The 22,308-nt window shown below is 69.7% G+C and carries 24 protein-coding genes and 1 tRNA gene; 13 read left to right on the top strand and 12 right to left on the bottom strand.

Annotation, left to right across the window (positions count from 1 at the left end):
• Nucleotides 1–36: 36 nt before the first annotated feature.
• Together ACUN0C_RS16430 and ACUN0C_RS16425 are read left to right on the top strand one after the other, a co-directional pair.
• Entirely contained in the window at nucleotides 37–1,683 is a 1,647-nt protein-coding gene (locus tag ACUN0C_RS16430; protein ID WP_445467482.1) for a pilus assembly protein TadG-related protein, read from the top strand.
• Between the two features lie 287 nt (nucleotides 1,684–1,970).
• Nucleotides 1,971–2,261, top strand: a complete 291-nt coding sequence (locus ACUN0C_RS16425; protein ID WP_445467481.1) for a hypothetical protein — start codon at nucleotides 1,971–1,973, stop codon at nucleotides 2,259–2,261.
• Between the two features lie 37 nt (nucleotides 2,262–2,298).
• On the opposite strand, the gene argB is transcribed toward ACUN0C_RS16425, so the two are convergent.
• On the bottom strand, nucleotides 2,299–3,204 hold the full coding sequence (gene argB, locus ACUN0C_RS16420; protein WP_445467480.1) for an acetylglutamate kinase: 906 nt from the start codon (nucleotides 3,202–3,204) through the stop codon (nucleotides 2,299–2,301).
• A gap of 83 nt (nucleotides 3,205–3,287) precedes the next feature.
• A complete protein-coding gene (locus ACUN0C_RS16415; protein WP_445467479.1) occupies nucleotides 3,288–3,653 on the bottom strand; it encodes a winged helix-turn-helix transcriptional regulator in 366 nt (121 codons plus the stop codon).
• Between the two features lie 95 nt (nucleotides 3,654–3,748).
• Here ACUN0C_RS16415 and ACUN0C_RS16410 point away from each other — a divergent pair, with 95 nt between their 5' ends.
• Both ACUN0C_RS16410 and ACUN0C_RS16405 read left to right on the top strand, forming a co-directional pair.
• Entirely contained in the window at nucleotides 3,749–4,324 is a 576-nt protein-coding gene (locus tag ACUN0C_RS16410) for an NADPH-dependent FMN reductase (protein ID WP_445467478.1), read from the top strand.
• A gap of 340 nt (nucleotides 4,325–4,664) precedes the next feature.
• Nucleotides 4,665–4,964, top strand: a complete 300-nt coding sequence (locus ACUN0C_RS16405) for a GIY-YIG nuclease family protein (RefSeq protein ID WP_445467477.1) — start codon at nucleotides 4,665–4,667, stop codon at nucleotides 4,962–4,964.
• A 215-nt stretch (nucleotides 4,965–5,179) separates the two neighbouring features.
• Here ACUN0C_RS16405 and ACUN0C_RS16400 read toward each other — a convergent pair whose 3' ends face one another.
• The 7 genes from ACUN0C_RS16400 to ACUN0C_RS16370 all read right to left on the bottom strand — a co-directional run bounded on the left by ACUN0C_RS16400 (nucleotide 5,180) and on the right by ACUN0C_RS16370 (nucleotide 10,044).
• Nucleotides 5,180–5,656, bottom strand: a complete 477-nt coding sequence (locus tag ACUN0C_RS16400) for a GNAT family N-acetyltransferase (RefSeq protein ID WP_445467476.1) — start codon at nucleotides 5,654–5,656, stop codon at nucleotides 5,180–5,182.
• On the bottom strand, nucleotides 5,653–6,312 hold the full coding sequence (gene yihA, locus ACUN0C_RS16395) for a ribosome biogenesis GTP-binding protein YihA/YsxC (RefSeq protein WP_445467475.1): 660 nt from the start codon (nucleotides 6,310–6,312) through the stop codon (nucleotides 5,653–5,655). The genes ACUN0C_RS16400 and yihA overlap by 4 nt, the downstream gene beginning before the upstream one ends.
• Nucleotides 6,313–6,341: 29 nt before the next feature.
• Entirely contained in the window at nucleotides 6,342–7,007 is a 666-nt protein-coding gene (locus ACUN0C_RS16390; protein WP_445467474.1) for a CatB-related O-acetyltransferase, read from the bottom strand.
• 143 nt (nucleotides 7,008–7,150) lie between these two features.
• Nucleotides 7,151–9,019, bottom strand: a complete 1,869-nt coding sequence (gene yidC / locus ACUN0C_RS16385) for a membrane protein insertase YidC (protein WP_445467473.1) — start codon at nucleotides 9,017–9,019, stop codon at nucleotides 7,151–7,153.
• Complete coding sequence (gene rnpA, locus ACUN0C_RS16380) at nucleotides 9,016–9,381, bottom strand: ribonuclease P protein component (protein WP_445467472.1); 366 nt, start codon at nucleotides 9,379–9,381, stop codon at nucleotides 9,016–9,018. Before rnpA ends, yidC begins: the two co-directional genes overlap by 4 nt.
• 15 nt (nucleotides 9,382–9,396) lie before the next feature.
• Entirely contained in the window at nucleotides 9,397–9,531 is a 135-nt protein-coding gene (rpmH, locus tag ACUN0C_RS16375) for a 50S ribosomal protein L34 (protein ID WP_445467471.1), read from the bottom strand.
• 303 nt (nucleotides 9,532–9,834) lie between these two features.
• Entirely contained in the window at nucleotides 9,835–10,044 is a 210-nt protein-coding gene (locus ACUN0C_RS16370) for a hypothetical protein (protein WP_445467470.1), read from the bottom strand.
• A gap of 264 nt (nucleotides 10,045–10,308) precedes the next feature.
• Here ACUN0C_RS16370 and ACUN0C_RS16365 point away from each other — a divergent pair, with 264 nt between their 5' ends.
• A complete protein-coding gene (locus ACUN0C_RS16365) occupies nucleotides 10,309–11,229 on the top strand; it encodes a LysR family transcriptional regulator (protein WP_445467469.1) in 921 nt (306 codons plus the stop codon).
• Here ACUN0C_RS16365 and ACUN0C_RS16360 read toward each other — a convergent pair.
• The 3 genes from ACUN0C_RS16360 to ACUN0C_RS16350 form a co-directional block, all read right to left on the bottom strand.
• Nucleotides 11,226–13,391, bottom strand: coding sequence for a histidine kinase dimerization/phosphoacceptor domain -containing protein (locus tag ACUN0C_RS16360; protein ID WP_445467468.1), 2,166 nt, complete (start codon nucleotides 13,389–13,391; stop codon nucleotides 11,226–11,228). The two genes, ACUN0C_RS16365 and ACUN0C_RS16360, sit on opposite strands and share 4 nt — an antisense overlap.
• Nucleotides 13,388–13,975: a biliverdin-producing heme oxygenase gene (locus ACUN0C_RS16355; RefSeq protein WP_445467467.1), complete on the bottom strand. Its 588-nt coding sequence runs from the start codon at nucleotides 13,973–13,975 to the stop codon at nucleotides 13,388–13,390. The genes ACUN0C_RS16360 and ACUN0C_RS16355 overlap by 4 nt, the downstream gene beginning before the upstream one ends.
• A gap of 113 nt (nucleotides 13,976–14,088) precedes the next feature.
• Nucleotides 14,089–14,622 (bottom strand): ankyrin repeat domain-containing protein, encoded by a 534-nt coding sequence (locus ACUN0C_RS16350; protein WP_445467466.1) that lies wholly within the window; start codon nucleotides 14,620–14,622, stop codon nucleotides 14,089–14,091.
• A gap of 160 nt (nucleotides 14,623–14,782) precedes the next feature.
• On the opposite strand from ACUN0C_RS16350, the gene ACUN0C_RS16345 reads away from it, so the two are divergent.
• The 8 genes from ACUN0C_RS16345 to ACUN0C_RS16310 form a co-directional block, all read left to right on the top strand.
• A complete protein-coding gene (locus ACUN0C_RS16345) occupies nucleotides 14,783–15,931 on the top strand; it encodes an alpha/beta hydrolase family protein (protein ID WP_445467465.1) in 1,149 nt (382 codons plus the stop codon).
• A 106-nt stretch (nucleotides 15,932–16,037) separates the two neighbouring features.
• A complete protein-coding gene (locus tag ACUN0C_RS16340; RefSeq protein ID WP_445467464.1) occupies nucleotides 16,038–16,691 on the top strand; it encodes a DUF6064 family protein in 654 nt (217 codons plus the stop codon).
• 326 nt (nucleotides 16,692–17,017) lie between these two features.
• The gene (locus ACUN0C_RS16335; RefSeq protein ID WP_445467463.1) at nucleotides 17,018–17,203 is read left to right on the top strand and encodes a hypothetical protein; all 186 of its coding nucleotides are present in this window, start codon (nucleotides 17,018–17,020) and stop codon (nucleotides 17,201–17,203) included.
• A gap of 147 nt (nucleotides 17,204–17,350) precedes the next feature.
• The gene (locus tag ACUN0C_RS16330) at nucleotides 17,351–18,094 is read left to right on the top strand and encodes a TVP38/TMEM64 family protein (protein WP_445467462.1); all 744 of its coding nucleotides are present in this window, start codon (nucleotides 17,351–17,353) and stop codon (nucleotides 18,092–18,094) included.
• Nucleotides 18,087–19,535, top strand: a complete 1,449-nt coding sequence (locus tag ACUN0C_RS16325) for a dihydrolipoyl dehydrogenase family protein (RefSeq protein ID WP_445467461.1) — start codon at nucleotides 18,087–18,089, stop codon at nucleotides 19,533–19,535. The genes ACUN0C_RS16330 and ACUN0C_RS16325 overlap by 8 nt, the downstream gene beginning before the upstream one ends.
• A gap of 43 nt (nucleotides 19,536–19,578) precedes the next feature.
• A complete protein-coding gene (locus ACUN0C_RS16320; protein WP_445467460.1) occupies nucleotides 19,579–21,108 on the top strand; it encodes a sensor histidine kinase in 1,530 nt (509 codons plus the stop codon).
• A gap of 235 nt (nucleotides 21,109–21,343) precedes the next feature.
• Nucleotides 21,344–21,420, top strand: a tRNA-Arg gene (locus ACUN0C_RS16315).
• Between the two features lie 78 nt (nucleotides 21,421–21,498).
• Nucleotides 21,499–22,308, top strand: an 810-nt coding sequence (locus tag ACUN0C_RS16310) for a tyrosine-type recombinase/integrase (RefSeq protein WP_445467459.1), incomplete at its 3' end; no start/stop codon positions are given.

Raw genomic sequence — 22,308 nt, 5'->3', positions numbered from 1 at the left:
AGACGTGCAGGACCAGTCAGGCCAGCAGGCGATCTCATGTTCAGCTCGGCGCGCCGCCGCTTCGGTGCCTACGGCCGCTCCTCGGACGGCAACGTCGCGATCATCTTCGCCCTCAGCATGATCCCGATCCTGCTCTTGATGGGGGGCGGCATCGATCTCGCGCGCCATTCCGACTATCACGGCCGGCTTGCCAACGCGACGGACGCGGCTGCGCTCGCTTTGGCACGCCATGGCGCCGGCCTCAGCGACGCCGAGATGGCCGATTTCATCCGCGACCGCATATCCGCCATGGATGTCGGGGCCGATCCGGACCGGCTGGTCATCAAGGGCTATTCGGTCGTCCGAACGAAGAACGGCTACGTGGTCGACGTGGATGCCGAGGTGAAGACGACCTTCCTGGCGATCGCCTCCCTGACCGGCTACGACCTCTCCAGCCTGAATGCCGGCGTCCATGTCGAGGTGGTTTCCTCCTCCAATCGCGTCGAGCTCGCCCTGGTGCTCGACAACACCGGGTCGATGGATCAGCGCGACACCGGCAGGGGCACGCGCATGGACGGCGTCAAGGCGGCGGCGAAGAGCCTCGTCGAGACGCTGATGAAGCCGGGCCTCGAGGACCCGGAGTTCATCAAGATCGCCCTCGTGCCGTTCGAGGGCTCGGTCAACATCCAGAACGCCGCCTTCAAGTGGGACTGGATCGACAAGGGATCGTACGAGACGGCGACCGGCCGCTGGTACGGCCGCGCCAAGTACAACGGCATCAATTTCGACAAGACGAACAACAAGGCCATCAGCCATTTCTGGCTGCACGAACAATTGCGGAAGGCGATCGGCGTGGACTGGGCGGGCTGCGTGGAAGCGCGCGCGGAGCCGCACGACCTGCTCGACACCCCGCCCAGCCAGGGCAACCCGGACACGCTCTTCGTGCAGTCGTTCTGGCCGGACGAGCCGGACGGCGGGGGCACGTCCGGAGGCGTGCAGCAGCACGACGGCTACTGGAACAACTATCTCAAGGACCAGAGCACCGCGACCAGCGACCTGGCGCGGCAGAAGAGCCTCGCCAAGTACCAGACGGTGTCGGCCTGGCGGAAGGCCACGGTTCGGCCGATCATGTCGGGACCGAACCGCGGCTGTCCGCAGCCGATCGTGCCTCTGACCACGGACAAGGCCGGGCTGCTCGCCGCCATCAACACCATGGTGCCGACGCCGGCGATGGGTACGTTCATCCCGACGGGACTGGTCTGGGGCTGGCACGTCGTGTCGCCCGGCGAGCCGTTCACCGAAGGGGTCGCGCAGGGCCAGAAGCACTTCGAGGACACCGTGAAGGCCGTCGTGCTCCTGACCGACGGCGAGAACTCCTCGACCGCCGACGGCCGCACCATCAACCAGTCGACCTACAGCGCGTACAATTATGTCTCGAACGGCAGGCTCGGCAGCTACCGCAACGCCAATGCGACGCTGGACACGAAGACGGCGACGCTCTGCGGCAACGTGAAGGCCGACGGGGTGCGCGTCTACACGATCACCTTCGGCAACATCGCGGAAGCGACGAAGACCCTGATGCGCAATTGCGCCTCGGTCGACAAGGGCCAGCAGCTCTACTACCACGCGCCGAGCGACGCCGACCTCGCCGATGCCTTTGCCGCAATCGGCGACGACCTCGCGGAGATCCGGATCGCGCGATAGGGCGTTCGGTCACGCGAAGGGCCGGAGCCGAGATTGCCCCACCTCGGCGCGTGCCGGTCACGAATCCGTGAGGTCGGCCGGGGCGGCGAACCAATGCAACCCCGACAGGGTTCATCAATGCGGCCGCCGACCCGAAGCGCCTCGGACGAACGACCGAGCAGGGGGAGGTGAGAGAGACCTGCAGAAGCCCGATCGGGCTTCGTGCAACGCGTCATCGGCGGCCCGGAAGCCCGTCCCGCGGCGACACCGTCGGGACGATCCGTGTCTCTCGCACCTCTGGAGCGCCCATGATCGCTCGCGCCCTGATTGCCGCCACCCTGCTGACAATCCCGCATGCGCCCATCGCCGCGCACGACTGGTACCCGAAATCGTGTTGCGGCGGCGAGGATTGCGAACCCGTCGCCAAGGAGACGATCGCGCTGACGAGCGGTGGCTGGCTCGTCAAGAACACCGGAGAGGTGATCCCGTTCTCCACCGCCAAGGCGAGCCCGGACGGGCAATATCACCGCTGCCGCATGCGGGTCTCGCAGCCGAACAGCAGCACGCGCTGCCTGTTCGTGCCCGACATGGGATACTGAGCGGGCCCCGGACCGCGGCCTCGGCGCCGGGCCTGCCTCAGGGCTTCATCAGCGTGCCGGCGCCGTGCTCGGTGAAGAGCTCGAGCAGCACGACGTGCGGCGTCTTGCCGTTGAGGATGACGACGCCCTCCACGCCGCGCTCGATCGCCTCGATGCAGGTTTCGACCTTCGGGATCATGCCGCCGGAGATGGTGCCGTCGGCGATCAGCGCGTGCGCCTCCGCGACGGTCAACTCGTCGATGAGCTGACCCGACTTGTCGAGCACGCCCGGCACGTCGGTCAGGAACAGGAGGCGCTTCGCGGTGAGCGCCCCGGCGATCGCGCCGGCGAAGGTGTCGGCGTTGATGTTGTAGGTCTCGCCGTCGCGGCCCGGCGCGACCGGCGCGATGACCGGAATCATCTCGGAGCGCGCGAGGAGATCGAGGAGCGTGCGGTCGACCTCGACCGGCTCGCCGACGAAGCCGAGATCGAGCACCTTCTCGATGTTGGAATCGGGGTCGAAAACGGTCTTCCGCGCCTTCTCGGCGAAGACCATGTTGCCGTCCTTGCCGCACAGCCCGATCGCCCACTCGCCCTCGGCGTTGATGAGCGCCACGATCTCCTTGTTGATGGAGCCGGCGAGGACCATCTCGACGATCTCGACGGTGCGCCGGTCGGTGACGCGCAGGCCGCCCTTGAACTCGCTCTTGATGCCCATCTTCTCCAGCATCTGGCCGATCTGCGGCCCGCCGCCATGGACCACGATCGGGTTCACGCCGGATTGCTTGAGGAGCGCGATGTCGCGGGCGAAGGCCTGGCCGAGTGCGGCGTTGCCCATGGCGTGGCCGCCGTACTTCACGACGATGGTCTTGTTCTCGTAGCGCTGCATGTAGGGAAGCGCCTCGGCGAGGAGCCGGGCCTGGTCCGCGCTCATGGCCTGCGCACTCGTCATCGTCTCGTTCATCGCGTTCCTCCGGGGCGGGGCCTCTTAGCCGCTCCGCGTGACGATGAGAAGGCGCTGCAGCGGCTCACGCGTCCGCGCGGGTGTCACCCGCGGGCGTCATAAGTCGCGCGCGCCTGCTTGACGCGGTCGTGGTTCTCGATCGCCCACGATCCGAGCGCCTGGAGAGGCACCAGGAGTTCCCGACCGAGATCGGTGAGTTCGTACTCCACCTTGGGCGGGATCGTGGGAAAGACCGTGCGGCGGACGTAGCCGTCGCGCTCGAGGCCGCGCAGGGTCGCCGTCAGCATCTTCTGGGAGATGCCGTCCACGGCGCGCTTGATCTCCATGAAGCGCCGCGTGCCGCCGCCCAGCAGCATGACGATGTGCACGGTCCACTTGTCGCCGACGAGGGAGATGACCTCGTTCGCCTGCTGGCAGCGACCGGGAACGTGATCTTCCCCCGGTTTCATGAAGGTTCCTCCCTAACGAAAAAGTGCCGTCTTGTGCCGGCAGCGACAGTCTCCAATTTAGTGTCAGTCACTTTTCCATACCAGAGGTGCCAAACATGAAGACCGTCGCCGTCCTCGTCGGCTCGCTTCGCGCGGGCTCGATCAACCGCAAGTTCGCGGAGAGCCTTGGCCGGCTCGCCGCAGAGAGGCTGGAATGCCGCTTCGTCGAGATCGGCGGCCTGCCGCTCTACAATGACGACCTGTGGCAGGATCCGCCGGAGAGCGTCGCGCGCATGAAGCGCGAGGTGGAGGACGCGGACGCGGTCCTCTTCGTCACGCCCGAATACAATCGCTCCTTCTCGCCCGCGATCAAGAACGCCATCGACTGGGGCACGCGGCCGTGGGGGCAGAACTCCTGGAAGGGCAAGCCAGCGGCCGTCATCGGCACCTCGCCCGGCGCGATCGGCACCGCGGCCGGACAGAACGCGCTCAAGCACGTGCTGGTCGTGGTCGACACCGTGCTGATGGGGCAGCCCGAGGTCTACTTGGCCTACAAGCCGGAGCTCTTCGACGAAGAGAACAACGTCGTGGACCAGACGCTGAAGGAATTCCTCACGAAGTGGATCGACCGTTTCGCGGATTGGATCGACATGGCGACATGGCGCGGCGTCTATCGCGAGGCAGCCGAATAAGGTGGCTCGACGCGCGCAGCGAAAGCCCTCCGCAGATGGAGACCTTCGAGACTGAGTGGTCGAAGCTTTCGGTGGAGGTGGTCGATCCGAGGGTGGAGAAGCGTGGTTCGAGGCGCGCTACGCGCGCACCTCACCATGAGGGCGGGGAAGCTTGGTTCGAGGCGCGTGCTGCGCGCGCGCAGCTCACCATGAGGGTGGAGCGATGCGGGCCTTTGATCCGCCCTCATGGTGAGGTGCGGAGCGAAGCGGAGCCTCGAACCAGGAGGGCGGCCCCGGAGCCTTGCGGCGCTTTCACCGCGCGGGCATCCTCTCCGTTCGTGCGGGAGCTGGGCCCGGGGCGATGGAGGTCACCGTCTACATCCTGCGCTGCTCGGACGGCAGCTACTACACCGGCCTGACGCGCCAGGATCCGGAGGCACGGCTCTGGGAGCACAACAACGAGCCGATCGACAGCTACACCGCCCGCCGGCGGCCGTGCACGCTCCTCTTCTGCGAGTCCTATGACCGCCTCGCCGAGGCGATCGCGCGCGAGCGGCAGATCAAGGGCTGGTCGCGGCGCAAGAAGGAAGCCCTGATCCGCGGCGACTACGAGGCGCTGCCCGCGCTTTCGTCGCGGCGTGCGGGGCGGGCCGGGGACTGAATCACGTCTTAAGCGGAACCGGGGCCACCCTCGTGGTTCGAGGCGCGCTACGCGCGCACCTCACCATGAGGGTGGAGAAGCGTGGTTCGAGGCGTGTGCTTTGCACGCGCGCCTCGCCGTGAGGGGAGCGGATGCGGGCCTTTGATCCGGCCTCATGGTGAGGTGCGGAGCGAAGCGGAGCCTCGAACCAGGAGGGCGGCCCGTGCGCTTGGCGATCAGAGAGACAGCTTCATGCCCTCGTGGCTCGCGACGAAGCCGAGGCTCTCGTAGAAGCGGCGCGCGTCGGGGCGGGCCTTGTCGGTGGTGAGCTGGACCAGGCCGCAGCCGCGGCGGCGGCATTCGCCGATCGCCCATTCGAACATGGCCCGCCCGAGGCCGGCGCCGCGCCGCGAGGGATGGATGCGCACGCTCTCGATCTGGCCGCGCCACATGCCGAGGCGCGACAGGCCGGGCACGAAGCTGAGCTGCAGTGTGCCGACGATCTCCTCGCCGTCGGCGGCGACGACAAGGCACTGGTTCGGGTCGGCCTCGATCGCGGCGAAGCCGTCGAGGTAGCGCCGGTCCAGCGGCAGGCGCGGGTCCTCGCGGGTGGCGCCGAGCGCATCGTCGGCGAGCATCGCCACGATCGCCGGAAGGTCCTCCGCGGCCGCGCGGCGGAAGCGGATCCGGCCGGAGGCGGCGGGGGCAGTCATTGCGCGAAGCCGGCGATCGCGGCCCTCACCGCGTCGAGCCCCGCGCCCTTCTCGCTGGAGGTGGCGAGGATCTCCGGGTGCGCGGCGGGCCGCTTGCGGATCGCCGCCCCGGTCGCGGCGAGCACCTTCTCGAGGTCGGCCGCCTTGATCTTGTCGCCCTTCGTCAGGACCACCTGGTAGGGCACGGCCGCACGGTCGAGCTCGTTCATGACCGTCTCGTCGGACGCCTTCAGGCCGTGCCGGGAATCGACGAGAACGAAGACGCGCTTCAGGCTGACGCGCCCGCGCAGATAGTCGTGGATGAGCGCGTTCCAGGTGTCGACCGTCTTCTTCGGCGCCTTGGCGTAGCCGTAGCCGGGCATGTCGACGATCGCGACGGGGGGCAGGGCGTCCGGATCGGTGTTCGGCGGGTCCGGCACGAAGAAGATGAGCGCCTGGGTGCGGCCCGGCGTGTTGGAGGTGCGGGCGAGCCCCGACTGCCCGGTCAGCGCGTTGATGAGGCTCGACTTGCCCACGTTCGAGCGGCCCGCGAAGGCGACCTCGGGCGGCCCGCCGGGCGGGAGCGCGCGCATCGAAGGAGCCTCGGTGACGAAGCGCCAGGGATGGCGGAAGAGGGTCAGGTCTGGCGCGGCTTCTGCCGTCGTCTCGTCGGTCATCGCGGTTCGCCTGTCGTTCGGCTCGAGCTTTAAGCCGGGCCGGCCGCGCTGTCAGCCCGGGCGGCGCGCTCGAGCGCGCCGATGTCGCCCGCCCGCAGCAGCGACAGGTTTCGCGTGATCCGCTCGGCGTCCCAGTCCCACCAGCGGAGCGCAAGAAGCCGGGCGACCGTGTCCTCGTCGAACCGGCGCCGGACAACGCGCCCGGGGTTGCCGACCACCACGGTATAGGGGGAGACCTCGCCGGACACGACCGCGCGCGCCCCGATCACGGCGCCGTCGCCGATCCTCGCGCCGGGCAGGATCATCGCCTCGCGGCCGATCCAGACGTCGTTTCCGACGACGGTGTCGCCGCGGAAGCCGGCGCGGAGGTCGTCCGGGTCGAAACCCTGCTCCCAGCCGCGGCCGAAGATCTGGAAGGGGTAAGTGGTGAGGCCGGTCAGGGCATGGTTGGCGCCGTTCATCACGAAGCGCACGCCGGTGGCGATCGCGCAGAAGCGGCCGATCACCAGCCGGTCGCCCATGAAGTCGTAGTGATAGAGGACGCACGTCTCGGCGAAGCGCTCCGGCGCGTCCGGATCGTCGTAATAGGTGTAGTCGCCGACCTCGATGTTCGGCCGGTCGACGATCGGCTTCAGGTAGGTGACGCGGGGGTGACCCGGCATCGGATGCGGGTCAAGCGGCGAGGGGCCGTGCATGAGATGATCTCCTGACGAATGGGCGCATCGGGCGGCAAGGCCCCGCAGGACTGCGCTCGCCGTCCCGCACTCGGGCCATCGTCAGTCGATCATCGGCCTTCTCCTTATCGGCCGGACAGCCATGTGCCTGACCGCGGCCCGGCTCACTCGGCCGGCGAGTCCTTCGGCTTGCGCACGAAGAGGCCCTTGAGATTGTCCCAGAGCTCGATCCGCACGCCGTTCCGCTTCATGATGTAGCCCTGCTGAATGACCGAAAGGGTGTTGTTCCACGCCCAGTAGATCACCAGGCCGGCCGGGAAGGTCGCCAGCATGAAGGTGAAGATGAACGGCATCCAGTTGAAGATCATCGCCTGGGTCTTGTCCGGCGGCGTCGGGTTCATCCGCATCTGGATGAACATCGTCACGCCCATGATGATGGGCCAGATGCCGAGGTGGAGGAACTGCGGCGGGTCCCAGGGGATAAGGCCGAACAGGTTGAAGAGGTTCGTGGGATCGGGCGCCGACAGGTCGTGAATCCACCCGAAGAACGGCGCGTGCCGCATCTCGATGGTGACGAACAGGACCTTGTAGAGCGCGAAGAAGACCGGGATCTGGATCAGGATCGGCCAGCAGCCGGCGACCGGATTGACCTTCTCCTTCTTGTAGAGCTCCATCATGGCCTGCTGCATGGCCATGCGGTCGTCCTTGTAGCGCTCCTGGATCTTCTGCATCTCTGGCTGCAGCTTCTTCATCACGCTCATCGACTTGTACGAGCGGTTGGCGAGCGGCAGGAAGATGAGCTTCACGATCACGGTGACGGCGAGGATGGCGAGGCCGAAATTGCCGAGCATCCGGAACAGCCAGTCGATCGCGACGAACATCGGCTTGGTCAGGAAGTAGAACCAGCCCCAATCGATCAGGAGCTCGAAGCGCTCGACGCCGAGCTGCGCCTCGTAGCGGTCGATCAGGTCGACCTGCTTGGCGCCGGCGAAGAGCAGCGTCTCGCTCGAGGCGGAGCCGCCCGCCGGCACGGCGACCGGATCGGCAAGGAAATCCGCCTGGTAGGTCGGCTGGGCGCCCGTCCCGGCGCGCAGGAAACGGCCCTGGAACTGCCCGTCGCCGCGGGGCACGAGCGTCGTCGCCCAGTACTTGTCGGTGATGCCGAGCCAGCCGTCGCTGGTCTGGATGGGCGTGATCGTGCCTTCGTCGTCGAGGTCGTCGTAATCGACCTCCTGCAGGCCCTTATCGCCGAAGACGCCGATCAGGCCCTCGTGGAGGATATAGAAGCCCGCGGTCGCCGGCTTGCCCGTGCGGTTCACGAGCCCGTAGGGATAGAGCGTGACGTCGGCGCCGCTGGCGTTCTCGACGCTCTGGCGCACCGTGAACATGTAGTCCTGGTCGACGCTGAAGGTGCGGCGGAACACGAGGCCCGCGCCGTTGTCCCAGGTGAGGGTGACATCCTCGCCCGGCGCAATGGCGGTCCTGTCGGCCTGCCACACGGAGTCCGCGGTCGGAACGGCCGGCCCGCCCTGCGCCGTCACCCAGCCGAACTCCGCGTAATAGGGGTGTTCGGTGCCGACGGGGGAGAGCAGCTCCACGTTCGGGCTGTTGCGGTCGACCGTCACGCGGTACTTCTTGAGGAGAAGGTCGTCGAGCCGGCCGCCGACCAGATTGATGGAGCCGGCGAGGGACGGGGTGTCGATCCTCACGCGCTGGCCGGAGGCGATCGCCTGGTCGCGCGTGATGATACCGCCTGGCGCGCCGGGAGACGCGGGCGACGGCTGGGCGGTGGGCGCGGGAACCGGTGCCGCGCCCGGCGCGGGCGTTGCGGGCGTTGCGGGCGCGCCGGGCGCCTGCCCGGGCGCAGCGGTCTGCGGGACGATTCCGGGCGCGGGCTCCACGGCCTGCTGCTGCTCGGCGATCTGCCGCTGCCGCTCCGCCTCCATCTTCGGCCCGGTCACGAAGTATTGCCAGGCGAGCAGGACGGCGATCGAAAGCGCGATCGCGACGAGCGTGTTGCGGTTGTTGGTCATCGGATCGGTCTCCGCCCGTCCTTGCTGCCTCGCGCCGGGGCGGTCGCCTCCCGGAGCGCGCTGTCGAGATCCGCCCTCAGGGCGGCGAACTCCGCGTCGAGCGCCGCGCGGCGGCCGACGAGGACGTGATCGAAGCCTCGGCCGACCGTTTCCGGATCGACGAGCCGCACGGCCTCCTTCAGGCGCCGGCGGATGCGGTTGCGCTCGACGGCTTTCCTGGCGGTCCGCTTCGTCACCGTGAAGCCGAACCGCACCGGAAGGTCGTCGCCGCGCGCGCGTGTCTCCATAACGAAAGCGCGCCGCGCGGTCCTGCGACCTTTCGCGGCGGCCAGGAAATCACGCCTCTTCTTCAGGCGCTCCATGGCGCCCGGCCCGGATCACGCCGACAGGCGCTTCCGACCCTTGGCGCGCCGGCGCGCGAGCACCTTGCGGCCGTTCATGGTGGCCATGCGGGCGCGGAAGCCGTGGCGGCGCTTGCGGACGAGCCGGCTCGGTTGATAGGTTCGCTTCATCTCATTTGCCGCCCGTGGACGGCCCTTCGCTCGGGGACGCAGCCGGTTCCGTCATTCCGACGGCCGCCGCATCGATGTTCGGGGATGGCCGGAGCCGGGCTCGATGCCGCGCCCCGATCGACCGAGCGCGATATAGGGTGAAAGGACCGGGGAAGTCAACGCGGCGCGTCGATCCGAGCGCGGCGGTCGCCGTTCAAACGGCTGGCCGGGATGCCGAGTGCCATCAGCCGACGCAGCGGGCGCAGGAGGCGATCGGGACGCCTGCTGCAGGGCGGGCGGAACGGCCGGGCGGCCGGGGCGAGCCTAGCGCGGTTCGACCGGCCAGGAGAACCGGCCGCGCAGGCCGAGGCGGGCAAGGTCGGCGTCGGCCGGCCGGCGATGGCCGTCGACGGCCCTCGCGATCGATGCGGCCGCCCAGACGGTCCTGATGGCGCGCACGATCAAGGCTTCGGCATCGGACACCGCGCCAGGTGCGGCCGGCGTGCCGTTTGCAGTCGAGAGACGGACCGACATGGTATTCTCCTTCGGCCAGCGCAGAGTCCGCGCCGGGCACAAGGTGGTCTGGAGCGTTTCTCTCCCGGAAGGGCGGTCGCGGATCGATCTGGTGCTCGCGCGATAATCCTCCGCGGCGAAAGCATTGCGCCGCGAACGAAGGGCCGGTGCGTGTCGATTTGTCGAGAAGGGCGTGCGACCGCCTTCCTTGCCCCTGAGATACGCTTTCGGACTTCTGTCGTCCAATATATAGACGAACCGAAATCCATACCTTAAAGGTATGGCATGGTCGATCTGCGCCACCTTTCCTATCTGATCGCGCTTGCCGAGGAGGGGACGGTGACGGCGGCCGCCGAGCGGCTCGGCATCCAGCAGCCGCCGCTGACGCGTCAGCTTCGCGCGCTCGAGGACAGGGTCGGCGTGCCGCTCATCCACCGCCTTCCGCGCGGGGTCGAGCTGACGGAGGCCGGGAAGCTGCTGGTGGAAGAGGGCCGCGTGCTGACCGCGCGCCTCGAGCAGGCGCTCCAGGCGGCCCGCCGCACCGCCCGCGGCGAGCAGGGCCGCATCGCCGTCGGCTTCACGAGCTCGGCCGGGTTCCACCCGCTTGTCCCCAACGTCATCCGCGCCTTCCGCGACAAGTGGCCCGGGGTCGCCCTCGCGCTGGAGGAATGGGGCACCGTCGACCTCGTCGAGGCGATCCGCCACGAGCGTCTCGACATCGCCTTCGTGCGCATGCCGGGGACCACTGCCGCAGGCCTCGTGCTCGAGGACGTCCTGGACGAGCCGATGCTGATTGCGGTCCCGGCCGGTCACCGGCTCGCGCGGGACATCCCCGAGGTGGGCATTCCGCTCGCCGCGCTCGCCGACGAGACCTTCATCATGTACCGCCGCTCCGCCGGACCGGGCCTGCATGACGCCGTGATCGCCGCCTGCGTGGCGGCCGGGTTCAGCCCGCGGGTCGGGCAGGAGACACCGCGAACGGTCTCCACGCTCAGCCTCGTGGCCGCAGGGCTCGGAATCTCGGTGGTGCCGGCCTCGATGCGCCGGATGGATGCCGGCAACGTCCTCTACATCTCGATCGCGAGCCCGGGCCTGTACGCCCCGATCCAGCTCGCATCCCGGCGCGGGGAGCCCTCGCGCGCCGTGCGCAATTTCCGCGAGATCGTCCGCCGCATGGCGCAGTCCGCAGCGGCGGGCGCGGCCTAGTTTCTCTCGCCCGCCTTGTCCGACCGGGCTGCGGTCGGTGCGGCGAGGGTGACGCGGAGGCCGGGCCTGTTGTCCTCGCTGGTCAGCTCGCCGCCGAGCTGCTGGACGAGCGCCTCCATCATGCGCGTGCCGAAGCCCTGGCGCACGGAGGTCTTGCCGCGACCGTGGTCGGCGACCGTCAGGCGGAAGCGATGCCGGTCCTCGGACAGGGCGACGGCGACCGGACCCGGGCCGCCGTCATAGGCGTACTTGTTGACGTTGATGAGGAGTTCCGTGAGCACCAGCCCCGCCGCGATGGCGCGCTCGGCCGGCATCATGACGGGGGCGAGGTCCAGGGTCAGCTGCGTCGCCCATTCCGGGCCGAGCGTGTCGGCGACCTCGGCGCAGAGCTCCTCGAAATAGCGCGCCGCGTCCACGGTCTCGATCTGGTCGGCGCGGTACAGGCGGCGGTGCACGAGGGCGACGGCGTTGACCCGCCGCCGGGCCTCCGCGAGCGCCCTTTGGAGCGAGGGGTCGTCCGCGGTGCGGCCCTGCAGGGCCAGGAAGCCGGCGACCAGCTGCAGGCTGTTCTGCACCCTGTGGTTCACCTCGCCGATCAGGAACTGCTTTTCCTGGATCAGGAGGTCCTTCTCCCTGAGCGTCTCGATCAGCTGCTGGTTCAGCTCCTGCAGGCGCCGGTTCCGCCTGACCTCCAGGAGCGAGAGACGGAGCCTAACGGCGGCCTCGCGCTCGTGGACCGTCCAGCTGCGGGCGTGGCCGCGCACCGTCTCGGTCCATGCCTCGAACGAGGCGCGCGGCGTCAGCATGCGGTGCGGACCGGCCTCCGCCTGCTTGTGCGGGTTGCCGGCCCAGTTCACGACCTCCACCTCCTCGGCGCGGAACCAGAGCACGATCCACGGCTCCTCCAGGTCCAGCGCGACCGACAGCACACCGCTCGTGGACACGAAGGCGGAGCCCGGCTCGTAGAGCTCGGACAGCCGGTCGGTGGCGAAGACGCCGTCGGCGCTGCGCTCGGCGCACCAGGCCGCAAGCGGCCGGATCTGCTCCAGCGGCGGGCAGGCGCCCCGGGAGATCAGCTCCCCGCCCCGCACGACCGCGACGCCGTCGCCTCCGAGCATCCGGCGCACGTCGTCGAGATGATGCGCGATGGCCGATTCGATCGCGCCCTGGCGGGAGAGGAGATGGACGATGTCCTGCTCGAAGCTCTTGAGCCGGAAGCGCTCGCGATAGGCCTCCGCCTCCTCCTTCGCCTTGATCTGCCTGGCGAGCGCGGCGGCAAGTGCCCGGCAGCCGGCGCGCACCTCGTAGCGGATCGGCTTCGGCGTCTCGTTGTGGCAGGCGACGAGGCCCCACAGGGTGCCGTCCTTCACGACGGACACCGATGCGGAGGCGCCGACCTCCATGTTCTTCAGGTATTGCAGGTGGACCGGCGCGATGCTGCGGAGCATGCAGTCGGTCATGTCGAGGGGCTCGGCCTCCGTCCAGCCCGGGCGAAGCGGCGCCTGGCTGTAAGCCACGTCGGGAATCACCCGGACCAGGCTGCGCAGATAGAGCGCGCGCGCCTGGAGCGGAATGTCGGACGCGGGAAACCGGTGGTTCAGGAAGGAATGCTGCCCCGCGCTCCGGTCCTCCGCGACGACGGCGCCGGCCCCGTCATCGAGGAACCGGTAGATCATCACGCGGTCGTAGCCGGTGAGCCGGCGGAACTCGACCGCTGCGGCTTCGCAGAGCCTGGCGATGGACGGCGCGCGCTCGAAGGTCGCTGCTGCCCGCTCCAGCCGCTCCAGCAGCTGGGCCGGATGGGGCCGGTCTGCGAGAGCGGGCTCGATCTCGATGAGGAGACGGCCGCTGCTCGCATGCGCGGTGACGTGCCAGGCTCCGCCGGACCCGTCGTCGATCTCGCCCAGGAGCCGAGACCTGTCACCGGAAGCCGCGAACGCGCGCGCACTTTGTGCCACCGCCTGGCCGAGCAGCCGCTCGACGGGCGCGCCGTGCCAGCCCGTGCAGCCGAGCCGGCCCTCGATGTCTCCGGCGGCATGGGTGACCGTCAGGTCTCCCGCGTTCGCCACCAGCAGCACGCCGTGCGGCTGGATCGCGCCCGGAACGTGGATCGGCTCGCGATCGCAGGCGGTGAGGTCGAGGTCCTGGACCTGCTCGTTCACGCGGCCAGCGCCTCGTCGCAGAGGCAATAGCGGGCATAGGCGAAACCCTTCAGCCCTCCCGCGACCGCAGCCTCGACGCGGCCGTCGTCGCCGGACGTCTCGCGATCGAGCACAGCGAGAAAGCGCCGCCACATCTCGCCCGTGGCCGGGCCGTAGGGGTCGAGGAAACCGAGCATCCCGGTCTCGTGACCGCCCTTGGCGAGCGTCTTCAGAATTACGCGCCCGCCGAGCGACGAGCCTTCGAGCACATAGAGGAAGCCGAGCGCCTCGGCCGTGCTGCCGATCGCCGGCACGGGCCCGGAGGGCTCGGCCGGCGATCGGACGCCGAGTTGCCCGAGCGCCGCCTCCAGAAGCCCGGCCCGGCGGCGCAGGCGGAAGTCCAGCCCGGGGATGTCTGCCACAAGCGGGGCGAGGGCGCACTCCGCCGGCGCGTGCAGATCGTAGTAGCGCCCGATCATGGACCGCTGCCCGTTCGGGGTGGCGAGGCGCCGCATGACCTGGAGATCGTCCTCCAGGCGCCGATGGTCGTGCCGGGTGGCGGCCCGCAGCCGCTCGATGGCCCGTGCGGGCGTGGGTGAAGTCATTGGAACCTTTATGCGCGCAATCCGCCGATCCTCACGATTTCCAGCTCGGGAGCAAGTCGCCGGCGCCCACCACGCGCGTTCGGGGCGTCGCGCGCCTGGTGCCGGGCGCGCCGTCAGCTGCGGTCCGCAACCCTGTCGAGCTGCTCCGCGGTCTCCGTCGCCCCCATGATGCGCGCCAGGTCGGCCGCCGAGCGTCCCTCCGCGTCGCGAGCGTCCGCCGCAGCGCCCGCGTGCAGCAGCAGGTCGACGATCCCGGTGCGATTGAACATGGCGGCCGTCATGAGCGCGGTGCGGCCGCCGGGGCTCGCGCCGTTCGCGTCGGCGCCGAGCGAAAGCAGCAGGCGGACCATCTCGGCATCGCCCTGGTAGGCCGCCGCGGCGAGCGGCGTCTGGCCGCGATCGTTCGCCCGCTCGGGATCGGCGCCGCTCTCCATGAGCAGGCGCGCCATGGTGTGGTGGCCGTGATAGGCGGCCAGCATCAGCAGCGTGTCCCCCTTGTCGTTGGTCAGGTCGGGTGGAAGACCGTCCCGGAGCAGGGGCGCCATGGCTTCCGCATCTCCAGTCCTCGCCGCCTGGAAGACGCGCTGCGCGAAGGCGAGCGTCTCGGCGTCGAGGTTCGGGGCGGAGGAGTTCGGGTCGGACGGCATGCGGCGGGCTCTCCTGCGCTTGAGGCGACTTCGGCAATCCTGCGGCCCCGGTCAAGCCGCCGGGCCGATTTCCGAGGCCGGTGCGCTTGACGCCGCCGCGACGCCGTCGGATCGTCATACCGGATGCCGCGCCGGAGAGCGCGGGCCGGGGAGGGAACCGATGAACGTCCACGCCGAGAAGCCTGCCGTCATTTCCCGGGAGGACCCGTTCAAGGTCGAGCCTGCGGGCTTCTACCGGCGCTGGCTGTCGATGCTCGACGACCTCGACGAGCTTCGCTCGATCGTCGCCCGGCTCGAGGCGACCACCGAGGAGCATTGGGTGCCGCTCTGGCGCGAGGCGGGAGCGCGGCACGAGGATGCAGGCGACCGGCTGGAGATCGCCGGCGACCATGCCGGCGCACGGAAGGAGTACCTCGAGGCCAAGACCTATTACGCGATCGCGCGCTTTCCGGCCGAGATCAGTCCGCTCAAGGCCGAGGTGAGCGCCGACTGCGCGCGCGCCTACCGGAAGGCCTGCCTGCATCTCGATCCGCCGCTTCAGGTCGTAGAGGTGGAATGCGAAGGCAAGGCGATCCGCGCCCACTTCCGCGCCCCCCGCGCGGACGGTCCGGTCCCGGCCGTGCTCATCATGTGCGGCTCGGACGTCTTCAAGGAGGACCGCGGCTGGGCGGCGGAGATGGCGCTCGAGAACGGCCTCGCCTCGCTCGTCATGGATGCGCCGGGCACCGGCGAGAACCCGTTTCCATGGGAGCCGGAATCGGTGAAGGCCTGGATGGCCGCGATCGACTTCCTGGCCGCGCGCGAGGAAGTGGATGCGGGCCGGATCGGCGCTTTCGGCATCAGCCGCGGCGGCTATTCGGTCATGCAGCTCGCCGGCACCTATCCGGAGATGGTGCGCGCGGTGGTGGCCGTCGCCGGCCATCCGTTCGGCTACCGCCTCACGGAGGAGGAGATCGCGGAGGTCGTCGAGGCGCGCAACCGGCGGCGGGACTTCGTGTTCGGGCCGGCCGGCGGCCCGCCCTTCTTTCCGGAATGGTCGGCGGAGGCCGAGGAGGCGCTCATGCGGAAATGGTCGCTCGCCGAGCTCGGCATCCTCGACAGGATCACGCAGCCGCTCCTGATGATCAACGGCAAGCACGACCACCTCGCGCCGATCGGCAACATCTACTTCATGCTGGAGCACGGTCCGGTGACCGGGCGCGAGGCGCGCGTCTATCCCGACGGCGGGCATTGCGCCTTCAAGTATTACCGCGAATGGGCGCCGGCCTCGTTCCGCTGGCTGCAGGAGAAGCTCTCGGGCGCCCGCTGAGGGACGCCGCTCGGGAGGCGGATTCCTTCGCCGGCGTTGTGACCTGCATCAAAGCCCGCCTGCCGCGGGCGTGCATGGATGCGTCCGTACTCGCATCGGGCGCGCCATGCTTCCCTTCACCCGCGACGAATTCCTCGCCGTATTCGCGGCGTTCAACGAGGTCTTCTGGCCGGCGGAGATCGCCGCCTACGCGCTCGCGCCGCTCCTGGTCGCGCTGATGCTCTGGCCGAGCGCCGCCCGCAGCCGCGTGCTCCTCGCTCTCCTCGCGGCCGCGTGGATCTTCACGGGCCTCGCCTTCTTCGGCTTCTTCTTCGCTGCAACCAACCCGGCCGCATACCTGTTCGCCGCGCTGTTCGTCGTCCAGGGCATCGTGATGCTCGCCTGCGCGTGGCGGCGGGGCGGCGCTCCGCTCTTTGCCCCCCGCATGGGCTTGTCCGGCGTGCTCGGCGCGAGCCTCCTCGCCTATGCGGGCTTCCTCTACCCCCTTCTCGGCCGGCTGCTCGGCCCGGGCTATCCCGCGGTGCCGGCCTTCGGGATCACGCCGTGCCCGCTCGTCCTCTTCACGCTGGGGCTCTTTCTCCTGACGGCTTCGCGAGTGCCCGCTGCGCTGCTCGTCGTGCCGTTGCTGTGGACGATCGTGGGCGGCTCCGCAGCCCTGCTGCTCACGATGCCGCAGGACTGGGTCCTGCTTCTTTCGGGTGCGGCCGCGGCCGCCGTGCTCTGGACCCGCGACCGGCGCGAAACGGCCGCCCCGGTCTGAAGCCCGTTCCGCCGGCCGTCACGCGCGAGCGGCGCCAGTAGGGCCACCCCGGGGCGCCCGCCTTGATCAATCGCAAGGCCGGACGTCGGCTACTCGCGATACTCGGCTCATCCGGCCGGTGGCAAAGCCCCCCTTCGCCCCCGCCGGCGGCGCCCCGGCGACGAGCCGGGGCGCCACCCGCATTTCGGACGGCATCGGCGGCGCAAACGGCACGGGCACGACGCCCTTCGCCTGCTTGGGCCGAAATTGCAGATCGGTCGTCCGCACCGGATCCGGCGGCCTCCCGCGGCTTGAGGCCGCGGCGCCGGCACACTAGCCTCCGCAGAATGAACCCCCTGCTCCTGTTGAGGATGGCCTATTGGATCCGCCGCCGGCCGTCGCGCCGCTGGCTGATCGCGGCGGGAACGGCCATTGCGGCCGCCGTTGCGATCGTCGCGATCGAGCATCTCGTCGGCTGGCCGGAGGCCCTGAAACTGGAGCCCACGTCGCGGCGCGGGCAGCCTCTGCGCTGAGAGACGGGCCCGCATGGCCGACGGCCGGGACGACACCGGCACGTGACGCCGCATTCCTCGGCCATCAATTCGCGTTGAGAGCGGTTCCGGAACCGCTCGGAACCGCTAAATGGATGCCTGGCCGGTCTCGGCCGTATGGGAGCGGGGATGCGTTCACGGTCGGAGGGGAGGGCAGGCTCCGGCGCGCGCGCAATCCGCGGGTGGCTGCACGTCCTGCCGGCCGCAGCGATTCTCGGCGCGCTCGCCATCGCATATGCCTTCGGGCTCCACCAGCATCTTCGCCTGGACGCGCTTGCGGCCCGGGCCCGCGATCTCGACGCGCTCGTCGATCGACACCTGCTGGCGGCGCCGATCGTCTACGTGATCGTCTATACGGCGACCGTCGCGGTCTCGATTCCCGGAGCGTCCATCCTGACCATCCTGGGCGGCTTCCTGTTCGGCTGGTGGTTCGGAGGCATTCTCGCCGTCGTCGCGGCGACGGCGGGCGCGACTCTGGTCTTCCTCGCCGCCCGGACCTCGATCGGCGACCGTCTGGCGGCGCGGGGCGGACCCCGCCTCAAGCGGCTCAGCGACGGGTTTGCCGAGAATGCCTTCTCCTATCTGCTGTTCCTGCGCTTCGCGCCGGTCTTCCCGTTCTGGCTCGTCAATCTCGCGCCCGCCCTGATGGGCATGCGCCTCCTGCCCTATGTGGTCGGGACCGCGATCGGGATCGTGCCGGCGACGTTCGCCTACGCCTATGCCGGGGAGGGGCTGGAGGCGCTCGTCGACCGGAACGGCCCGCTTCTCCCGCCCAAGCTGATCCTGGCCTTCGCCGTGCTCGCGGTCGTGGCTCTCCTGCCCGTCATCGTGCGGCGGATTCGCGGCAATGCCGCCGGCCGGGGCAATGCCTGAGACGCTCACGCCCGACATCTGCGTCGTCGGCGCGGGCTCCGCGGGGCTTAGCGTGGCGGCCGGCGCGGCCGCGTTCGGCGAAGACGTCGTCCTCGTCGAGAAGGGACGGATGGGCGGCGACTGCCTGAACACCGGCTGCGTTCCGTCCAAGGCGTTGATCGCCGCGGCCGCGCGCGTCAAGGCCGGCCGGGAGGCGGCGCGTTTCCTGGTCCCTCCCGCGTCTCCGCGGGGGATCGCGGGCGAGCCGGCCGTCGACATGGCCGCGGTGATGGGACATGTGCGATCTGCGATCGAGGCAATCGCGCCGCACGATTCGGTCGAGCGCTTCACGCGCCTCGGCGTCCGCGTCGTTCCGGCCGAAGCCCGCTTCGCCGACGCGGCGACGCTCATCGCGGGCGACCTCACGATCCGCCCCAGACGTTTCGTGCTCGCGACGGGCAGCCGGCCCTTCGTGCCGCCGGTCCCGGGCCTCGCCGATGTCGCCCATCTCACCAACGAGACCCTGTTCGACCTGACCGAGCTGCCGCGCCATCTGCTCGTCCTCGGCGGCGGGCCGGTCGGCCTGGAAATGGCGCAGGCGTTCCGGAGGCTCGGCTCGGACGTGACGGTCGTCGAGGCCGGCCAGCCGCTTGCGCACGACGACCCGGAACTGGTCGCGATCGTGCTCGACCGCCTTCGCCGGGAAGGCGTCCGCATCCTCGACGGCAGCCGGGTGGCGGCGGTCACGCCGGGCGCCTCCGGCGGCATCCGGCTCGACGTCCAGACGGGTGGCGGGATCCTCCGGATCGCCGGCACGCACCTTCTCGTCGCGGCGGGGAGGCGGCCCGACCTGGACGGCCTGAACCTCGAGGCGGCCGGCATCGGCTTCACGGAGCGGGGGATCACGGTGGACGACCGGCTGCGCACCTCCAACCCGCGCGTCTACGCGATCGGCGACGTGAACGGGGGACCGCAGTTCACGCACTGGGCGGCCTATCAGGCCGACCGGGTGCTGCGCAGCATCCTCTTCCGCTTCGGCGGCCGGGCGAACCCGGATCTGCTGCCCTGGGTCACGTTCACCGACCCGGAACTCGCAAGCGTCGGCCTTGGCGAGGACGAGGCGCGCCGCCGCCACGGCGAGATCCGCGTGTTGCGCTCGCCTTTCGCCGACAACGATCGCGCCCAGACGGACGGGGACACGACTGGGTTCGCGAAGGTGATCACGACGAGGCGCGGCCGGGTGCTCGGCGCGGCAATGGTCGGCGCCGATGCCGGCGAGATGGCGGCCCTGTGGGCGGTCGCAATCGCCAACCGGCTTTCGGCGAGTGCGCTGGCTGCATCGGTGCTGCCTTATCCGACGCGATCCGACGTGGCCCGGCGCGCGGCCGTCTCGTTCTATGCCCCGCTCGCAGGCAGCCGCTGGACGCGCCGTGCGATCCGCTTGCTCAAGGCGTTCGGCTGATGTCTACTCGCAGCCGTTCCCGGCACGCGGACGAAGATCGGCCATGACGGCGCGAGATCCGGAAGAGACCCGCCAAGCCGCGCCCGGACAGGCCGGCGGCGCCGCCGAGACGCGCCCGCTGTCGGGGCCCCGGTCGCGCCCGACCGGGTTCTTCAGCCTCAGCAATAAGCTGCTCGTCCTGACCATCCTCTTCGTGATGGTCGCCGAGATCCTGATCTATATCCCTTCGATCGCCAATTACCGGAATTCCTGGCTGGCCGAGAAGCTCGACACCGCCAGCCTGATCGCAATGATCGCCACGTCGCCCGCGGAGCCGTGGTTGAGGATCGGGCTGGAGAAGGAGATGCTCGCCGCCGTCGGGCTCGAGGCGATTGCCGTCCGCACCCATGGCGAACGCTGGCTGATCTCGGCAAGCGACGCCATGCCGTCCGAGGTGACGGCCGAGCACGATCTGACGGAACTCATGCCGCTCGACAGCGTGCGGGCGGCCTTCGGTACGCTGCTGTCGCGGGGCGACGGCATGATCCTCGTCCAGGGGCCGCCGCCCGCCGGCACGGAACGCTTCGAGGTCGTGCTGAGGGAAGCCTCGCTCCGGGCGGCGCTCGCCGGCTATTCGCGCAACATCCTGCTCCTGTCGCTGGCGATCTCGATCATCACCGCGGCCCTCGTCTATCTCGCGCTGAAGACGATCATCGTGCGGCCGATCGAGCGGCTGACGGGGAGCATGCTCGTCTTCTCGGCCGCGCCCGACGACGCGGCGAGCCTCATCGTTCCGTCCGGGCGGAGCGACGAGATCGGGATTGCCGAGGAGCGCCTGGCCGAGATGCAGCGCGCGCTGAGGGACACGCTCAACCAGCAGCGTCACCTCGCCGATCTCGGCCTCGCCGTCTCCAAGATCAACCACGATCTGCGGAACATCCTGGCTTCGGCGCAACTCTTTTCCGACCGGCTGACGGCCGCCGACGATCCGCTGGTCAAGCGCTTCGCGCCGAAGATCGTCGCGGCGCTCGACCGGGCGATCGGCTACACGCGGTCGGTGCTCGCCTACGGGCAGGCGCGCGAGGCGCCGCCGGAGCGCCAGCTCGTCTCGCTCTGCCGGCTCGCCGAGGACGTCGCGGACGTGCTCGCGCTGCCGGGCCATGCGAAGATCACCTGGGAGAACCGGCTCCGGCCCGACGTCGCCGTCGATGCCGATCCCGACCAGCTGTTCCGGGTCGTCCTCAATCTCTGCCGGAACGCGCTCGATGCGCTCGACGGACGGGACAATTCCTCCGTCATCCGCAGGATCTGGATCGAGGGCGAGCGCCAGGGCGGCGTCGTCACGTTCCGCATCTGCGACACCGGCCCGGGCGTGCCCGCCAAGGCCCGGGCTGCGCTGTTCCGGGCCTTCCAGGGCTCCGCGCGGCCGGGCGGGACGGGGCTGGGCCTGGCGATCGCCGCCGAGATCGTGCGCGCCCATGGCGGCGAGATTTCGCTCGTGGAGAAGGGCGGCGCCGGCGCCGTGTTCGAGATCGTCATCCCGGACCGCCCGGTCGACCTGCGGGCGCGGCTCGAAGCGCGCCAGCGGTCCTGACCGGCGGCGCCCGGCCGCGGCACGAGGCCGCGCCGGCCGCGCGACGCTCGGCTCCGGACGAGGGGCGGGCATGGAGGCCGTCGGCGGCAGGACACCGGCCGAATGTTCCGCCGGCCGGGCCTGTCGGCGACGCCGACCGGCAGGGCCTGAGCCCGGATGACCGCACCCCGACAGGCGCTTGCAATCCGGGGGGCGACCGATTAGTTGTCAGCCACATCGCGGCTCAGGCCGCCGGGCGCCCGTAGCTCAGCTGGATAGAGCACCAGACTACGAATCTGGGGGTCAGAGGTTCGAATCCTTTCGGGCGCGCCAACAAGTCCAAGGACTTAGCGGCTCAGGAAAATCGCTTCGCAGTCTCTTGTCACACTGGTGTCACAGTGGACGTGAGAAATGGCGAGCTTTCGCAAGCGATCCGGGAAGTGGCAGGCGCAGATCCGTCGCCAGGGTGCCGCACCGGTCTCACAAAGCTTTTCGACCAAGCGTGAAGCCGAAGCCTGGGCCAGATCGGTCGAGGCCCGACTGCAGGATGGCAACCCGCTGGTGCCGGCGCAGTCGATTGCACCAGCTCTCGGTGAGCTGCTCGACAGGTATCTCGCCGAGGTCAGCCCCCGGAAGCGCAGCTTCTCCGTCGAACGGTACCGCATCGGGCTGATCCGCCGGCACGCCATCGCGCGCCTTCCTTGCAGCAAGCTGACCCCGGAGCTGATCGCAAGCTTCCGCGATGAGCGGCTCGAGAATGTATCTGGCGAGACCGTGCGCCAGGACCTCGTCCTGATCCGGCAGGTGATCGAGACCGCCCGGCGGGAATGGGGCGTGTCGCTGCACGCCAACCCCGTCGATCCCGTACGCAAACCGCAGCCTGCCACGGCACGGACGCGCCGCCTCACGCCGGAGGACGCCTGCCGGCTACGTGCTGCTCTGGCAAAGTCCCGCACACCGCTCTTCACGGAGCTCGTCGAATTTGCCGTGGCGACGGGGATGAGGCGGGGCGAGATCCTCCGCATGTGCTGGCGCGACATCGATCGCGAGCGGAACGTTCTCCTGATCCCGCTGACCAAGAATGGCCGCGCGCGGATCATTCCCCTTTCGGACCGCGCGCTGAAGGTCCTGGAGCAAGTCAGGACCCGGAGCCTCGATCAGGAGCGGGTATTTCCGCTGACGGCCAATGCTGTAAGGCTCGCCTGGCGCCGCCTCGTCAAG

Source organism: Faunimonas sp. B44 (genome assembly GCF_052655945.1).
The sequence above is the reverse complement of the archived record's forward strand: the minus strand, read 5'-3'. Positions and strand labels throughout refer to the sequence as shown.

Coding starts and splice junctions, on each gene's coding strand:
- ACUN0C_RS16430 (WP_445467482.1), top strand. CDS start 37: ATGTTCAGCTCGGCGCGCCGCCGCTTCGGTGCCTACGGCCGCTCCTCG.
- ACUN0C_RS16425 (WP_445467481.1), top strand. CDS start 1,971: ATGATCGCTCGCGCCCTGATTGCCGCCACCCTGCTGACAATCCCGCAT.
- argB (WP_445467480.1), bottom strand. CDS start 3,204: ATGAACGAGACGATGACGAGTGCGCAGGCCATGAGCGCGGACCAGGCC.
- ACUN0C_RS16415 (WP_445467479.1), bottom strand. CDS start 3,653: ATGAAACCGGGGGAAGATCACGTTCCCGGTCGCTGCCAGCAGGCGAAC.
- ACUN0C_RS16410 (WP_445467478.1), top strand. CDS start 3,749: ATGAAGACCGTCGCCGTCCTCGTCGGCTCGCTTCGCGCGGGCTCGATC.
- ACUN0C_RS16405 (WP_445467477.1), top strand. CDS start 4,665: ATGGAGGTCACCGTCTACATCCTGCGCTGCTCGGACGGCAGCTACTAC.
- ACUN0C_RS16400 (WP_445467476.1), bottom strand. CDS start 5,656: ATGACTGCCCCCGCCGCCTCCGGCCGGATCCGCTTCCGCCGCGCGGCC.
- yihA (WP_445467475.1), bottom strand. CDS start 6,312: ATGACCGACGAGACGACGGCAGAAGCCGCGCCAGACCTGACCCTCTTC.
- ACUN0C_RS16390 (WP_445467474.1), bottom strand. CDS start 7,007: ATGCACGGCCCCTCGCCGCTTGACCCGCATCCGATGCCGGGTCACCCC.
- yidC (WP_445467473.1), bottom strand. CDS start 9,019: ATGACCAACAACCGCAACACGCTCGTCGCGATCGCGCTTTCGATCGCC.
- rnpA (WP_445467472.1), bottom strand. CDS start 9,381: ATGGAGCGCCTGAAGAAGAGGCGTGATTTCCTGGCCGCCGCGAAAGGT.
- rpmH (WP_445467471.1), bottom strand. CDS start 9,531: ATGAAGCGAACCTATCAACCGAGCCGGCTCGTCCGCAAGCGCCGCCAC.
- ACUN0C_RS16370 (WP_445467470.1), bottom strand. CDS start 10,044: ATGTCGGTCCGTCTCTCGACTGCAAACGGCACGCCGGCCGCACCTGGC.
- ACUN0C_RS16365 (WP_445467469.1), top strand. CDS start 10,309: ATGGTCGATCTGCGCCACCTTTCCTATCTGATCGCGCTTGCCGAGGAG.
- ACUN0C_RS16355 (WP_445467467.1), bottom strand. CDS start 13,975: ATGACTTCACCCACGCCCGCACGGGCCATCGAGCGGCTGCGGGCCGCC.
- ACUN0C_RS16350 (WP_445467466.1), bottom strand. CDS start 14,622: ATGCCGTCCGACCCGAACTCCTCCGCCCCGAACCTCGACGCCGAGACG.
- ACUN0C_RS16345 (WP_445467465.1), top strand. CDS start 14,783: ATGAACGTCCACGCCGAGAAGCCTGCCGTCATTTCCCGGGAGGACCCG.
- ACUN0C_RS16340 (WP_445467464.1), top strand. CDS start 16,038: ATGCTTCCCTTCACCCGCGACGAATTCCTCGCCGTATTCGCGGCGTTC.
- ACUN0C_RS16335 (WP_445467463.1), top strand. CDS start 17,018: ATGAACCCCCTGCTCCTGTTGAGGATGGCCTATTGGATCCGCCGCCGG.
- ACUN0C_RS16330 (WP_445467462.1), top strand. CDS start 17,351: ATGCGTTCACGGTCGGAGGGGAGGGCAGGCTCCGGCGCGCGCGCAATC.
- ACUN0C_RS16325 (WP_445467461.1), top strand. CDS start 18,087: ATGCCTGAGACGCTCACGCCCGACATCTGCGTCGTCGGCGCGGGCTCC.
- ACUN0C_RS16320 (WP_445467460.1), top strand. CDS start 19,579: ATGACGGCGCGAGATCCGGAAGAGACCCGCCAAGCCGCGCCCGGACAG.